Annotated in this window: 13 protein-coding genes; 6 read left to right on the top strand and 7 right to left on the bottom strand. The window is 58.3% G+C overall.

Features of this window, described 5'->3' with window-relative positions; genetic code table 11:
* Positions 1 to 121 precede the first annotated feature (121 nt).
* Entirely contained in the window at positions 122 to 2,077 is a 1,956-nt protein-coding gene (locus ABD903_RS14195; protein WP_345225306.1) for a DEAD/DEAH box helicase, read from the bottom strand.
* Between the two features lie 355 nt (positions 2,078 to 2,432).
* A complete protein-coding gene (locus ABD903_RS14190) occupies positions 2,433 to 2,624 on the bottom strand; it encodes a cold-shock protein (RefSeq protein ID WP_151079922.1) in 192 nt (63 codons plus the stop codon).
* A gap of 239 nt (positions 2,625 to 2,863) precedes the next feature.
* Between ABD903_RS14190 and ABD903_RS14185 the strand changes: the two genes are divergently transcribed.
* Together ABD903_RS14185 and ABD903_RS14180 are read left to right on the top strand one after the other, a co-directional pair.
* Positions 2,864 to 3,571 carry a DNA alkylation repair protein gene (locus tag ABD903_RS14185; protein ID WP_345225305.1) on the top strand — a complete coding sequence of 236 codons (708 nt, stop codon included), beginning with the start codon at positions 2,864 to 2,866 and terminating at the stop codon, positions 3,569 to 3,571.
* Positions 3,572 to 3,589: 18 nt separating this feature from the next.
* Positions 3,590 to 4,027, top strand: a complete 438-nt coding sequence (locus tag ABD903_RS14180) for an acyl-CoA thioesterase (protein ID WP_345225303.1) — start codon at positions 3,590 to 3,592, stop codon at positions 4,025 to 4,027.
* 90 nt (positions 4,028 to 4,117) lie between these two features.
* Here the strand turns inward: ABD903_RS14180 and ABD903_RS14175 are convergent, their stop codons facing one another.
* A complete protein-coding gene (locus tag ABD903_RS14175) occupies positions 4,118 to 5,035 on the bottom strand; it encodes a hypothetical protein (RefSeq protein WP_345225301.1) in 918 nt (305 codons plus the stop codon).
* A gap of 465 nt (positions 5,036 to 5,500) precedes the next feature.
* On the bottom strand, positions 5,501 to 6,016 hold the full coding sequence (locus ABD903_RS14170; protein ID WP_345225300.1) for a hypothetical protein: 516 nt from the start codon (positions 6,014 to 6,016) through the stop codon (positions 5,501 to 5,503).
* Positions 6,017 to 6,114: 98 nt separating this feature from the next.
* On the opposite strand from ABD903_RS14170, the gene ABD903_RS14165 reads away from it, so the two are divergent.
* Positions 6,115 to 10,065 (top strand): UvrD-helicase domain-containing protein, encoded by a 3,951-nt coding sequence (locus ABD903_RS14165; RefSeq protein WP_345225299.1) that lies wholly within the window; start codon positions 6,115 to 6,117, stop codon positions 10,063 to 10,065.
* Positions 10,066 to 10,081: 16 nt separating this feature from the next.
* Here ABD903_RS14165 and ABD903_RS14160 read toward each other — a convergent pair whose 3' ends face one another.
* Together ABD903_RS14160 and ABD903_RS14155 are read right to left on the bottom strand one after the other, a co-directional pair.
* A complete protein-coding gene (locus tag ABD903_RS14160; RefSeq protein ID WP_345225298.1) occupies positions 10,082 to 10,663 on the bottom strand; it encodes a hypothetical protein in 582 nt (193 codons plus the stop codon).
* Between the two features lie 116 nt (positions 10,664 to 10,779).
* Complete coding sequence (locus ABD903_RS14155) at positions 10,780 to 11,307, bottom strand: vitamin K epoxide reductase family protein (protein ID WP_345225296.1); 528 nt, start codon at positions 11,305 to 11,307, stop codon at positions 10,780 to 10,782.
* A gap of 123 nt (positions 11,308 to 11,430) precedes the next feature.
* Here ABD903_RS14155 and ABD903_RS14150 point away from each other — a divergent pair, with 123 nt between their 5' ends.
* The 3 genes from ABD903_RS14150 to ABD903_RS14140 are packed head-to-tail and all read left to right on the top strand — an operon-like array spanning position 11,431 to position 12,804.
* Positions 11,431 to 11,958, top strand: a complete 528-nt coding sequence (locus ABD903_RS14150; RefSeq protein WP_345225295.1) for a GNAT family N-acetyltransferase — start codon at positions 11,431 to 11,433, stop codon at positions 11,956 to 11,958.
* 10 nt (positions 11,959 to 11,968) lie between these two features.
* Entirely contained in the window at positions 11,969 to 12,283 is a 315-nt protein-coding gene (locus ABD903_RS14145) for a hypothetical protein (RefSeq protein ID WP_345225294.1), read from the top strand.
* On the top strand, positions 12,283 to 12,804 hold the full coding sequence (locus ABD903_RS14140) for a GNAT family N-acetyltransferase (protein WP_345225292.1): 522 nt from the start codon (positions 12,283 to 12,285) through the stop codon (positions 12,802 to 12,804). The genes ABD903_RS14145 and ABD903_RS14140 overlap by 1 nt, the downstream gene beginning before the upstream one ends.
* A 167-nt stretch (positions 12,805 to 12,971) precedes the next feature.
* On the opposite strand, the gene ABD903_RS14135 is transcribed toward ABD903_RS14140, so the two are convergent.
* Entirely contained in the window at positions 12,972 to 13,667 is a 696-nt protein-coding gene (locus ABD903_RS14135; protein ID WP_345225291.1) for a hypothetical protein, read from the bottom strand.
* Positions 13,668 to 13,731 lie beyond the last annotated feature (64 nt).

Raw genomic sequence — 13,731 nt, 5'->3', positions numbered from 1 at the left:
CGTTGTAGGCAACTCAAATCTGCCATTTCCTCCCGAAGCCCGGGAAACAAAAGGGCCACCTCAAATGAGGTGGCCCTTTTGCATTAACATACCAGCAGCAAGCTGTTGGTTGAAGCTTAGCTTATTCGTCTACGCCGCTGTCACGGTCGCGGCGCGGCTTGTAGCCACCCTCGCTGTTGCCACCGCGGTAGCCGCCTTCGCGGTTACCGCCGCCGTAGCCGCCCGAACGCTGACCACCACCGTAGCTGTTGCCGCCGCGGTAGCCGCCTTCGCGGTTGCCACCGCCGCCGTAACCACCGGAGCGCTGACCGCCGCCGTAGCCGCCTTCCCGACGCTGGCCACCGCCGTAACCGCCTTCGCGGTTACCGCCACCGTAGCCACCCTCGCGGCGCTGGTAACCGCCTTCACGGTTGCCGCCGTAGCCACCCGGGCCACCACCGGCCGGACGACGCGGACGGTCACCGGCTTCGGCGCTTTCCATACCGGCTTCGCGCTGCGTAGCCAGGCTAAAGGCCACCGGACGACCGTAGAGCGTGGTGCGGCCAAGCTGCTCCACAATCTCGTTCACGTTCTCGTTCGGCACTTCCACGAAGCTGAACTTGTCGTACAGCTCGATGTCGCCCACACGGCCGGGGGCCATGCTGGTGGCACCCACAATCAGCTCGACCAGGTCGCGCGGGTGCAGGCGGTCCTTTTTGCCCATGGTCACAAACATGCGGGTGTAGCCGTCGCGCGGAACGCCTTTCTGGCGGTCGGCTTCGATGCCTTTTTCGGCCTGCTTGTTTTCCTTCATCACCATCTTCAGCAAGGCAGCAGCAATGTCAAGCGACGTCACTTCTTCCTCCTGGTCGATGAGGCGCTGTACGCGGCCCACGTATTTCTCCAGGTTGCCTTTCTCGATGATTTCCTTGATCTGACCCAGCAACAGCGTGGTTTTCACTTCCGATACGTCCTCGAACGACGGAATACGCTCCTGCTTGATCTGCGCTTTGGTAAAGCGCATGATGTCGCGCAGCTTGTAAATGTCGCGGCCGCTCACGAAGGTGAAGGCCTTGCCCGATTTACCCGCGCGGCCAGTACGGCCAATGCGGTGCACGTAGTATTCCTCGTCCGTTGGCAGGTCGTAGTTAACTACGGCCTCCACGTTGTCCACGTCGATGCCGCGGGCGGCTACGTCGGTGGCCACGAGAATTTCCAAAGTGGCTTTGCGGAATTTATCGAGCGTGTTCTGGCGGGCCTGCTGGCTCATATCGCCGTGCAAACCATCGGCAAAGTAGCCACGGGCCTGCAGGTCCGATACGATGTCGTCGACCATGCGCTTGGTGTTAGCAAACACGATAACCGACTTCAGGCTGAACATGTCGATAACCCGCGACAGAACATCCTTTTTCTGCGGGCCACGCACCTCGTAGTACGACTGCTCGATGTTCGAGACGGTCATCTCCTGGTGGTTCACCTTCACGATCTGGGGCTCGCGCTGGTACTTGCGCGTCAGGTCCATGATGGGCTTGCTCATGGTAGCCGAGAAGAACACCGTTTGGCGCTGTTCCGGCATCTGGGCCAAAATCGTCTCGATATCGTCGCGGAAGCCCATGTCGAGCATTTCGTCGGCTTCGTCGAGGATGATCATCTTGGCCTTGTCGAGCTTCAGCGTACCGCGCTGCAAGTGGTCCATGATACGACCGGGCGTACCAATTACCACCTGAACACCGCGCTCAAGAGCCTTAAACTGACGGTCGTAGCTGGAGCCACCGTAAATGGGCACCACTGCCAAGCCGCGCTTGTATTTGCCGAGTTTCTGAATTTCGCCCGAAACCTGCACCGCCAGCTCACGCGTGGGGCACAATACCAACACCTGCACGTCGCGCGAGTCGGTGTCGATGCTTTCGATGGCGGGGATGCTGAACGCAGCGGTTTTACCGGTGCCCGTTTGGGCCTGACCGATAACGTCTTTGCCCTCTAGGAGGACGGGAATGGCAGCCGTCTGAATGGGCGAGGCTTCCTCGTAGCCCATTTCCGTAATGGCGCGCTGAAGCTCTTCCGAGAGCTTCAGATCTTCAAATTTTACTTTCTCCATGTCTTGTGTAGGGAGTGATTGGAACAGCAATCGGTAACCAGCTCGTTCCTTTCCCTACGCAACACGACAGGACAACGGACGACGACGACAAACGACAAATAAAACGACAGGCGCTACAACAGCAGGGCGCCCCGGCCGGGACGGGCCGATTCTCAATTGCGGCTGCAAAGGTAGGAATAATAAACGGCAATGGCGCCGGGAGTAGGACAATAGCCTAGCACAAGCCATCTGAATGGCCACTGCAAAACGCATTTTTGCACTGTTAAACGGGTACTTGTGCAACGGCGCGGCGCGCCTAAACGCAAGAAAGCCCGCCGATTGGCGGGCTTTCTTGTTAGATAAAGTTATTCGCGAACTAGGCGCGACGTACTTTTACGGCGTTCAAGCCCTTGCGTCCTTCCGACACTTCAAACTGAACCTTGTCGTTGTCACGGATTTCGTCGATGAGGCCGGTTACGTGAACGAAGATGTCTTCGCCAGTCTCGTCGTTTTTGATGAAACCAAAACCTTTGGTTTCGTTGAAGAATTTTACAGTTCCTGTCTGCATGATGGTGGTGTTGAAAAAAATATTTAAGCAAACTGCATCAGGACCCTACTCAAAAATTCTGCACGAGAATACACAGTAGTGGAACGAAAGCATATTTCCTTAAACCACAGTAAAGGTAGAATTTACTTTCGAAAAACAAACAGCTCGAATACAAAAGCATTCGAATACTTAACGGGGTTATTGCCCTGTTCAGCCGCTATTTTTAGGTGGATTTGCCAAAAGCCCCTACTTATTGCCTTATGACGTTCGAGGAAATTTACGCTCAGCTGCAAGCTCTTGGCACCGAGCAGAACCGAAAAATCTACCGCCGCCACGGTGCCAGCGGCGACCTGTTTGGGGTGAGCTTTGCCAACTTCAGTCAGTTGAAGAAGCAGTTGACAGGCCGAGGCAAGGATGCTGCACATGCCCACGCCCTAGCGCAACAACTGTGGGCTACTCGGAATTTTGATGCGCAACTGCTGGCTACCATGATTGCCGATCCGCGCCAGCTAACCGAAGTTGCGGCAGATGCCTGGGCTGCTGATACCCATTGCCACATGCTGGCCGATGCCTTGGCTACTTTGGTAGGCGGCACCCAGTATGCGCAGGGCAAGGTGCGGGAATGGACAAGCAGCCCCGGAGAAATGCATCAGCGCATTGGGTACAGCTTGCTAAACGGGCTGGCCTTGCGCAGCTCCGCACTACCCGATAGTTTCTTTGAGCCGTTCATTGCCCGTATCGAAGCGGGCATAGCAGTAGCTCCTAACCGTGCTAAAGAAGCCATGAACAACTGCCTAATCGGCATGGGAAGCCGTAACGAAACGCTTCGGCAGCAAGTGGAAGCGGCCGCCGACCGAATAGGTCCCGTTAGCATCGACCACGGCGACACTTCCTGCCAGACTTTTGAGGTTCGGCCGTACTTGGCTAAAGTATGGGCCCGCAAGACCAAAAGCGTTCCTGCGGTATAACGCACACAGTAGACGAGTATGCAGGAACAATTGCCTTCGGAACCGCCCGCCAGCTTTCGGTTTTCGCGCACCTTTCGCGTTGCCCCCGACGACATCGATGCGCTCAACCACGCCAACAATGTGGTGTATGTGCGCTGGATGCAGGACACGGCCAGTGCGCATTGGCAGGCCGCCATTTCCGAAAGCGAACAACGCCAATACATCTGGATTGTGCGGGAACACCATGTGCGTTACCTCCGCCCGGCTTTCCTGGGCGAAGAACTGCGCGCCTTAACCTGGGTTGGCGACTACCGTGGCGCCCAGTCGCAGCGGTTCACGCGCATCGAGCGGGTCGCGGATGGCGCAGTGCTGTGCGAGGCGGAGTCGCAGTGGGTGCTGCTGGACCCGCAAACGCAGCGGCCGCGGCGCGTGGAGGAAGAGGTGATGCAACGGCTTCGCTCTCCCCTGCCGGGTTAGGCTTCGTTACCTGGTAGTACAGATACAAATCGGCCCGAAGCACTTGCCTCGGGCCGATTTAGTTTACTTGAGCAATTCTAGACAAATGGACTACCGGCCGCCACGGGCATTGCGGGCGTGGCCTTCGGGGTCGCCGAAGTAGCCGCCTTGGCCGCCTCGATTGCCACGGTTGTCGTTATCGTCGTCGCGCCGACTGTCGGAGTACTGATTTCGACCGCGGCGGTCATCGTCGTCGTCGTCGCGGCGACGGTTGCCTTGGTTGCCGCCACGGCCTTCGTATAGGTCGGAGCGGTAACCGCGGCCCATACCGGCGCCGGGGTGCTCCCGCTCGTAGGCGGGACCGTAATCGGAGGAACTACGGCCACTGTTGCGTCGGTCGTCGTCATCGTTGCGGCGGCCTTGGTTACCATAACCGCTGCTGTACTGGTTGCGGCCGCGCCGGTCGTCGCGGTCGTCGTCATCGTCGCGGCGACGGTTGCCCTGGTTGCTGCCGCGGCCTTCGAATAGGTCGGAGCGGTAGCCGCGGCCCATGCCGGCGCCGGGATGTTCGCGTTCATACGCGGGTCCGTAATCGGAGGAAGAACGGCGGCCTTGGTTTCCGCCGCGGTGGTCTTCGTCTTGGTCGGAGCGGCGGCCGTAGCTGCCGTAGCCGCTGGAGTATTGGTTGCGGCTGCTGCGCTCGAACTGGTCGTCGGAGCGGGTGTCGTATTCGGGGCTGTAGGAGCCGTAGGCGCTGCCGTAGCCGTAGTCTTCGTTGCCATAACGGCCGGAGTAGCCGCCTTCGGAAGAGCCGTAGCCGCCCGACATGCCATAATTGCCGGAAGAACCATATCCGCCTCCACGACGGTCGTTATCGTCCTCGTCGCGGCGGCGGTTGCTGTGTTGATTGCGCCCGCGGCGGTCATCATCCTGATCGGAATTACGGCCGTAGCCGCGGTCATCCGAGGACTGGAAACGGCCGCGTTCGTCGCGGTCTTCGTTGCGGTAATTATTGCGGGAATCAGCCATGATGTTTTGGGAAAAAGAAGGTTAGAAAAAGAACGGAGGGTACTTTTTACTGGTCTGCTTTTGCCCAGGTTTCAACGGCTCAGATTAAGGGTTTAAGGTGTGGTTTTTGTGGCAAATGCAAACATTTACATTGCCAGAAACACCATAAACACCAGACTAGCTGTCAGATACGCCCACCAAGTCAGCCACCATGCCATTCGTTTGGTTAGCCGCCAGAAGCCCTTTTTTCGCTCGGCAAACACGAATTCCGCAAAGGCCCCTTTAGGTGCTTCGCCGCCCTCCCGCAGAAAGCAGGACCTCCTTCCGTCGCGGCTTAGGACAACCTGTAAAACGGCGAATCAGCGGAAAGTAACTTCTGCGTTGCTGCTCTGCGTCATTTTATCAGTGGTACAGTTGCCTTAGTAGCATTACCCCAGTTACATGAGCGTACGATAAACGCCCACTTTATTTGGACAAGTGCTACCGCTAAAACATGTGCTGGTTCATTTCCTCCAGTAAGCGTGTTTTTAACGTTCCATTGGAGAAGATTACCCGTTCCCTCCGCCACATCATGTACTCGAAAAATTCCGGGGGAAGATCATCAAGTTTCGCGGGATTTGTTTTGCGGTCCACCATTACGTCGGTGGAATCTCCCATGGCCGACATCACAACTAAAAGGGTACTATCGGATTGATAATGAGCAGCCGCCGCCTGAACAAACGCTGCCTCTTTCCTTGGGTCTAGATCAAATACTCCAACGAGGTGCTCGTAGCGCTGCTTACTCCATGAGTAGTTTATCCCGACCACGTATTCAGAGCTGAAATTGTTGTCTGCATCAACAGTATTGGGGTCTTGGAATACGATATCCATACTCCCTACCCGGCCAAATTCAGCGTATTTCCTATCAAGGTAGTCTCTCCCTTGCAGCTCAGCAAACTCGGTCCAGAGTATTTGTTGACGGCGCCAAACTAGTATGATACCGGTCAGGGCCAGCAACAACATAGTACCTACAAGTAACTTTCGATGCATTAGAATATAAAGTAGATAGGCCGTCAAATTAGCACTTAATTTTAGCCTGTCAAGCGTTTCTTACATCATACATGCCCAATACCTTCCGCATTTATTCGGCTTCGGCCGGCTCCGGCAAAACCTATCAGCTTACCAAAGAGTACCTGCGGCTGGCCTTGGGCTCCGACGAGCCTGACTACTACAAAACGGTGCTGGCCATAACCTTCACCAACGCCGCTGCGGCCGAAATGAAGGAGCGCATTGTGGGCGCGCTGCGCGGTTTCGCTAACCCCGGCACCGATACCAAAGCCGAGGCCCTGCTGGCCGAACTAGCCGAAGAAATGGCTACCGACGGCCTATTGCCGCGCGTGCTGGATACGCCCGAGCAGCGCCAGAACCTGCTGCGCACCCGCGCCGCCCGTACCTTTCGGCTGGTGCTTTACCACTACGCCGATTTCGCCGTTAGCACCATCGATTCCTTTGTGCAACGCGTGGTGCAGGCTTTTACCCGGGAGCTAGGTTTGCCGGCCGCATTTGAGGTAGAGCTCGACGACGAATCGGTGCTGCACGCGGCGGTGGCCTTGCTGCTAGACAAGGTGAACCGCGGCCAAGAAAACCAGATTCTGACGCGCACCCTGCAGGAGTACGCCCTGAGCAAGGCCGAGGAAGGCCGCAGCTGGAACACCCTGCCCGATGAACTGATGCGCTTCGGCAAATTCCTGCTCAACGAATCGGTGCACGAGGCCGTGGCGCAGCTGCAGCAAATGGAGCTGAAGGAGTTTCGGGTGCTGCACCGCACGCTCAAGCAGAAGCGCGAGGAACTGGATGCGCTGGTAAAAGGAATTGCCGACCGCGCCCTGGCGGCGCTGGACGAGCACGGCGTAACGCCCGATTTGCTGGCCGGCGGCGAGCGGGGTGTGTACACGCACTTCAAGAACTGGCACCGCTGGCTGGAAGACGGCGATACGCCCACGGCCACTGCCCAAAAGGTAGCCGAAAGTGGCGTGTGGAGCAGCACTACCGGTAAGAAAGAACCGCACAAAAGCCGCGTAGAAGCCGTGCAGCCCATGTTGCAGGAAGCTTTCGAAGAGTTGACGCTGGTGCGGCTGCGCTTTCTGAGCCAATACATATTAATAGAAGGCCTGCTGCCGCACCTGTTTCACGTGTCGTTGCTGAGTGAGCTGAGCAAAGCGGTGCAACAGGTAAGCCAGGAGCGCAACGTGGTGCTCATTGGTGAATTCAACCGCCGGCTGGCCAGCATTGTGCTGCGCGAGCCGGTGCCGTTCTTGTACGAGCGGCTGGGCGAGCGGTACCAACATTTGCTGATTGATGAGTTCCAGGACACCTCGGAGCTGCAGTGGAACAACCTGCTGCCGCTGGTGGAAAACGCCGTGGCCAACGGCAACCTTAGCCTGGCCGTGGGCGACGCCAAGCAGGCCATTTACCGCTGGCGCGGCGGCGAAATGGAGCAGATTCTGCGCCTCTACCAAGGCCAAACTCAGCCGCTGATTGACCGAGCCCAGGACGAGGAAACCCGCGACCTGCTGGCGGGACGTTACTTCACCCTGGAACAGGCCCTGGAGCCGGCTTCGCTGCAAACCAACTTCCGCTCGGGCCCGCAAATCATTCAGTTTAACAACGACTTTTTCACCCACGTTAGCCAGGGACACCCGCAGTTGCCGCTCGTGCAGGCCATTTACGACGCGGAGTTTGTGCAGACCTGGCCAGCCTCACCCCCCGGCCCCTCGGGGCCTCCCCCCCCGGCCCCCTCTCCTAGGGGAGAGGGGGAGCATTCTAACACCGTACGCATTCTACAGCCTGGTGAGCTTGGTTATGATGACGAAACGCTGCACTGGAACACGGCCGATGAAAAAAGCTACAAACAGCTTCGTGATTTCAGCCGCGAGATGCGCCGGGATTCTACCGCTGCTGAAGACGCACTGTGGCAAGCCTTGCGTAATCGTCAGCTAAACGGGTATAAGTTTCGTCGTCAGCATAGCCTAGGCGGGGTTATTGTCGATTTTGTCAACCTAGAACACTGGTTGGTGGTGGAGGTAGACGGCTCGGTACACGATGCCGCGTCGCAAGCTGAATACGACGCCGGACGCACCCATGACCTTGAGCAAAGAGGCTTCCGGGTAGTGCGCTTTCGTAACGAGGAAGTGTTGAACGCCTTGCCTCAAGTGCTACTCCAAATTGAAAGCGCCCTCAACAAGCACCAGCAAGAGGAACAGACTCCCCCCTCTCCCTTAGGAGAGGGGGGCCGGGGGGGTGAGGCAGCCCACGTGGAGCTGCTGTTCACCCAGCCCGAGGCTCCCGCCCGCCTTTACCATCCGGCCGAAGGCCGTTACGCCGATGAGCCCTTGCCCGGCCACCTGCCCACCGACACACTGCCTTACGAGGAAAGCACGCTCTACCTCACGCTGGCATTCATTGAGCAGGCCATAGCCGATGGTTTTCGCCCCCAAGACGTAGCCGTGCTCTGCCGCCGCCGCGACCAGTCCCGCCGCGTGGCCAAGTTTCTGAAGGAGCGCGGCTACGACATTATTTCGGCCGACTCCCTCTCGCTGGAATTTGCCGAAGTGGTGAACCTGCTGGTGGCCATCTTGCGCGTGCTCCACCAACCCGCCGATTCATTGGCGCGCGTGGAAGCTTTGCTGCTGGTAGACAAAGTGGTGCGCGGCGTGCCACCCACGCCCATTCGGGCCCGCCGTATTGCCGCCATTGCCAAGGAAGAGCGCGCCCTCCCCTTCTTCGACGAGCTGCGCCGCCTGGGCTACGACGTGCAGGAACGCCAAACCGGCAACCTCGACCTCTACGAGCTCAGCGAAAAGCTCATGGGCTTGTTTGGGCTACTGCACCGCCGCGAGGAAAGCGAGTACTTGTTCCGCTTCCTCGATCTGACGCTGGAATATTCCCTGCGCTTCGGCAATAACCTGGGCAACTTCCTCACCTACTGGGACCAGCGCAAAAGCAACCTGAGCATTAACGCCCCGGCCGGCCGCGACGCCATTACCATCACCACCGTGCACAAGGCTAAGGGCCTGGCCTACGGCGTAGTGATTGTGCCCTTTGCTGATTGGAGCCTGGAACCGCGCCGCGGCGAGTACCTCTGGGGCCGCCTGCCCGACCTGGACGACCGACCCATTGCCGACATGCCGCCCGTGGCCGTGGTTACGCAGCGCGAAGCCCTGAACCAAACCGCCCTGGCCGAGCAGTACAGCACCGAGCGCGAAAAAACCTTCGTGGAAGCGCTGAACCTGCTGTACGTGGCCTTCACCCGGCCGCGCCACCGCCTTTACATACTCAGCCGACGGCCCGACGGCGCGGCCAGCAAAAAAGACCAAACGGCACCGGCGACCAACGTGGCGCAGCTGCTGCACCGCTACCTCTCCGACCTCGGCCAGTGGGACGACGAGCAGCTGACCTACGTGCTGAGCCCGGGCAGCCCCGCGCCGCCGCAATCCAGTAAGGCGCTGCTGACCACGGATAACCTGTTCGCCCTTCACAACCTGGATACTGCCGACTGGGAGCAACGCCTGCGGCTGCGCCGCCACGCCACCACGGTATTTGACTTCTCGGAGCAGGAAAGGCAACGCGACTGGAACCGCAAGCTGCACTTTGCTTTGCGGCGCGTAATTACGGCCACCGATGCTGTACGCGTAGCCGGTCAGCTCACGGCCGAGGGCCTGGTGAGCCGGCGCGAGCAGCCCGAGTTGCTGGAGCGGCTGCACCGCGTGGTGCGCCACCCGCGCATGGCCCACTACTTCAGCCCCGGCGTGGTTGCCGAAACCGAGCGCGAGATTCTGGTAGGCGGCCACCCTCGCGAGGATTACAAGCCCGACCGCATTGTGTTCGAGCCGAACGAAGGCCCGGCGCCGGGCCGCGTTACCCTGCTCGATTTCCGCGTGCCCCCGCCCGAACCCCGCCACCAGGAGCTGCTGCAGCGCTACGGGCAGCTGTTCAAGCGCCTCGGCTACGCCGATGTGCGCGGGGTTATCTATTACTTTGAGACGGAGGAAGTGGTGGAATTTGGGTGCTGACTCTTAATAAAGGGAGCTAACCCAAGGCAAAAAAGCTTTTATCGACTTGTTTTCCCCAGCCGTCAAAATCGGCAAACGCGGATTTTTCGAATCGGGCTATTTCCGGCAACGGTAGCTTGAGTTGCTGCATTAAACCTGCGACCCTCATCGTCGGCTTGAGCGTTTCGGTACTGTAACCTGTAATTTCTCCGTAGAGGTTGACGGTGCCAACTACGAAAATGCATTCAATCATATCTACAACACCCTTGGGCAGGGTCTGGTACCAATTACGCAGCTGCCCAAAGTTATACTCGCTTAAATCATCGAAGTCTTCTTCCTGGAAACGTTCCGTCTCTATGATAGAACTGGGTAAATACTCCGCCATTTCTTCGTGCCATATATCTAGCTGACAGCTACTAACATAATCCCACAATTTGGCTAACAAGTGCCTAGATGCTGGAGAGGAAAATTTCAAGTTATGAATAGCAATTTCAAGACAAACAATACAAAACGCGACGCGGCCTCGAATAGAGACGTGCTTCATTCTTTCTTTGAGAACAGGGTCTTGGTATGGAACACCAACCAGCTGCGCTAACTTTTGAATGAATGGATAGTGCATGTGCTTACCTGTTTCGTTCACCTTTCGCTTACCCGTAGCAGTCGGTTGAGAAAAGCCCCGACCGGCCCGCACATGGGGCAGCGACGGGGCCGCAACATGCAAAATAGCTCGGCTATTTACACCTGCGCCACGCTATTGGCACCGGTACCCTTCTGCAAGTTTTTCGCTGCCCGCACGGCTTCCGGCACGGCCAGGGCCAGCGAGGCTATAGAGGCCGCATTGGCCAGCTGGCAATAGAAACACAGAGCCTTGTTTTCGGCCCATTCCTCCTGCGCCAGCTTCATGTTGGTCAGTACATCGGAGAAAATTTTAACGCCCATGGCCAGGGGCAGCCACGGCTTGTTGAGGGCGCGGCCCTTGCCGCCGGCCGCTGCCAGGGCCGTGGTGAGGCCGTAGGTGATAATCATGCCGGCCGCGTCGGGAGTGTCGAGGCGTTTGTAGGCGTAGTCGGAGGCGTCCACTTTGTCGGAATCGAAGGGTCCTACGGGTGGGTCGGGTAAGTGCTTGATAATGCCGGTTTGGTAGAGCGTCACAATTTGCCCCAGCGCCACGCCCAGCAGCGAGAGGCCGATAATCCAACGGCGGCGGTTTAAATCGGGGGTACGGGCGGTGCGCAGCTCGCGGCTTAATTGAGTTGGGTTCATAGCAGTTTTGGTTGCGGGTAGGTACAACTCAGGAGTACGAAACCCCTGTGCTGGGGTTAGCCCACCTTTGGCCGGGCCCAGCCCGCTGGCATGTGGCGACCCGGCGTGCTAGCTTTACTGCCCATGCCCCAGCTGCCCGAAACCGACCGCCTGGCCCTGCGCCCCATTACCGAGGCCGATTACGACCTCTACTACTTGCTTAACACCGAGCCCGAGGTGATGCGCCACATTGGCGCGCCGCGAAGCCCCGAAGTGGTGCGCGAATACCTGCGCAACATGGCCGCCGACTACACCCGCTGGCCCGGTTTGGGCCGCTGGTTCACCGTGGAAAAAGCCACCGGCGCGGTAGTGGGCATCCACTTGTTTAAACCGCTCGAAAACACCGAGCACATTGAGTTGGGCTACCGCCTGCTGCCTGCCTACTGGGGCCGCGGTTACGCCACCGAAATGGGCCGCGCCCTGGTGCGCTACGGCTTCGAGCAGTTGCAGCTTCCCCGCGTAGTGGGCGTTACGTCGCCCGAGAACGTGGATTCCCAGCGCGTGCTCGAAAAATGTGGGCTGCGTTTCCAGCGCATGGCGCACTTCTACGGCGCCGAGCAACGCTTTTACGCCCTCGATAACCCCGCCGCGGCCTCAGTCGCGCCGCAATAACGCCCGCGCCATGCCCAGTCAGCTCCTGCTAGTGGTGGAAACCAGCCTGCACCTGCCCGGCCTGGGCTTGCTGGCCATTTCCAGCGCCCACGAAACCAGCCTGCGCCGCTTTCCCATTCACGCCAACCTGGAAGTGGAGCTGCACCTCGCCGCCGGATCCTTAACCGTGCCCGCCACCATCGAAGAGCTGCACCGCGGCCCCGACGCCGCTGCCGACCGCGCCGAGTACGTCCTGCTCCTGGCTTCCGACGCCGTAACCGAGTTGCCCGCCGGCACCGAAATCTGGCTTTCCGACACTTGGGCCGCCGTTTACAACCTCGCCTGATGCTGCCCCAAACCGACCGCCTCGCCCTGCGCCCTATCACGCTCGACGACCTCGATACCGTGTTTCGCCTCGACTCCGACCCTGACGTGATGCGCTACATCATTCCGCCGCGCACTTACGAGGGTGCCCGCGAGTACGTAGAGGAAATCCTGACCAATTACGAGCGGTTCCCCGGCCTCGGCCGCTGGGCCATCATCGAGAAAAGCACCGGCGCCTTCGTGGGCGTTCAGGTGCTCAAGCACCTCGAAACCTCGGGCCACATCGAAGTCGGCTACAGGTATTTCCCGGCTTACTGGGGCCGGGGTTTCGCCACCGAAATGACGCGGGCGGTGCTGCGGTACGGGTTTGGGGAGCTGGGTTTGCAGCAGATTGTGGGGGTAACGAGCCCGGAGAATCTGGCCTCGCAGCACGTACTGGGAAAGTGCGGGCTGCGGTTTCAGCACATGGCGGAGTTCTACGGTGGCCCGGTGCGGTTTTACACGCTTAACGCCGCAGACTTTCTTTCTGAAACGCCACGTTAATCTTCTAAGAGTTGCTTCGCCGCTTCTAACGGTGCATAAGTCCCTTCTGATGGTCTTTACAGGCCGTCTAAGGGGCTTACGTCTCTTCTAAGCCCATTTACGCCGGCGTAAGGGTCATTTGGAAAACACAGGCTCCTACCAAAAATGTATTAGCCACTCCGCAACGACTAGGCTATCCAACACTCTTCCGCTTGCACAATCACCCAGCGGCCATTTCTCTTTTCGGCTGACACCAATTCTCCGCGGCCACACCTGTCGCCGCAGTAGAAATTGTAGGCCAGCAGGCACCGGGTGTAGTCTGAGTTGAAAACGAGTTTGGAAACGCTGACTTTCCCGATGAAACACTCGCCAATGGCGCCCTTTTTATATGCCTGGGCCGGTTTTATCTGGGCTGCGCGCAGTTGGAAGGCCTCACTTTGTAGCCCCGGCATACCCGTACTCAAAGTGCTTACGGCGGTTTGCGCATCGGTAGTCACCCACTTGATCATGCTGACCACCTTTGCGGATTCATAGAATTTCCACGGTTCAATAAATGGGCGAAAAACGGTATCCAGGTACACGATGCAAGCCTTCGTGCGCTGCTGAATAATGTTGTTGCGCAAGCTGTCAATTTCCTGTTGCAAGCCTGTGGTGTCTGTTTTTTCGTAAAACGCAGCAGCATACGCCTTCGAGATTCGCCTTTCATGGGCTCCTAAATACCTGTTGTACAAGCGCTCCTCCACCAGTTCATTCAGCAGGTCGTTGTACACGCGAATTTCCTCGGCCGAGGGTCGTAACACCGGGGGCTGAGCGGTTTTTTGTTGCTGGGCTTCTGTACCGCAACCCATAACCAGTAACAGGAAACCTACAATTACCCGAATCATACGTTATTTAATACTTATCTAATCCGACAACTGCCTATCGGCACTTTACTCTGGTGGGTTCTGG

Source organism: Hymenobacter koreensis (genome assembly GCF_039541855.1).
GTDB lineage: Bacteria > Bacteroidota > Bacteroidia > Cytophagales > Hymenobacteraceae > Solirubrum > Solirubrum koreensis.
The sequence above is the reverse complement of the archived record's forward strand: the minus strand, read 5'-3'. Positions and strand labels throughout refer to the sequence as shown.

What these genes read in the sequence shown, in the direction of transcription:
- ABD903_RS14150 (WP_345225295.1), top strand. Translation starts at nt 11,431, where the DNA reads ATGCCCCAGCTGCCCGAAACCGACCGCCTGGCCCTGCGCCCCATTACC.
- ABD903_RS14180 (WP_345225303.1), top strand. Translation starts at nt 3,590, where the DNA reads ATGCAGGAACAATTGCCTTCGGAACCGCCCGCCAGCTTTCGGTTTTCG.
- ABD903_RS14140 (WP_345225292.1), top strand. Translation starts at nt 12,283, where the DNA reads ATGCTGCCCCAAACCGACCGCCTCGCCCTGCGCCCTATCACGCTCGAC.
- ABD903_RS14135 (WP_345225291.1), bottom strand. Translation starts at nt 13,667, where the DNA reads ATGATTCGGGTAATTGTAGGTTTCCTGTTACTGGTTATGGGTTGCGGT.
- ABD903_RS14170 (WP_345225300.1), bottom strand. Translation starts at nt 6,016, where the DNA reads ATGTTGTTGCTGGCCCTGACCGGTATCATACTAGTTTGGCGCCGTCAA.
- ABD903_RS14175 (WP_345225301.1), bottom strand. Translation starts at nt 5,035, where the DNA reads ATGGCTGATTCCCGCAATAATTACCGCAACGAAGACCGCGACGAACGC.
- ABD903_RS14195 (WP_345225306.1), bottom strand. Translation starts at nt 2,077, where the DNA reads ATGGAGAAAGTAAAATTTGAAGATCTGAAGCTCTCGGAAGAGCTTCAG.
- ABD903_RS14190 (WP_151079922.1), bottom strand. Translation starts at nt 2,624, where the DNA reads ATGCAGACAGGAACTGTAAAATTCTTCAACGAAACCAAAGGTTTTGGT.
- ABD903_RS14185 (WP_345225305.1), top strand. Translation starts at nt 2,864, where the DNA reads ATGACGTTCGAGGAAATTTACGCTCAGCTGCAAGCTCTTGGCACCGAG.
- ABD903_RS14145 (WP_345225294.1), top strand. Translation starts at nt 11,969, where the DNA reads ATGCCCAGTCAGCTCCTGCTAGTGGTGGAAACCAGCCTGCACCTGCCC.
- ABD903_RS14160 (WP_345225298.1), bottom strand. Translation starts at nt 10,663, where the DNA reads ATGCACTATCCATTCATTCAAAAGTTAGCGCAGCTGGTTGGTGTTCCA.
- ABD903_RS14165 (WP_345225299.1), top strand. Translation starts at nt 6,115, where the DNA reads ATGCCCAATACCTTCCGCATTTATTCGGCTTCGGCCGGCTCCGGCAAA.
- ABD903_RS14155 (WP_345225296.1), bottom strand. Translation starts at nt 11,307, where the DNA reads ATGAACCCAACTCAATTAAGCCGCGAGCTGCGCACCGCCCGTACCCCC.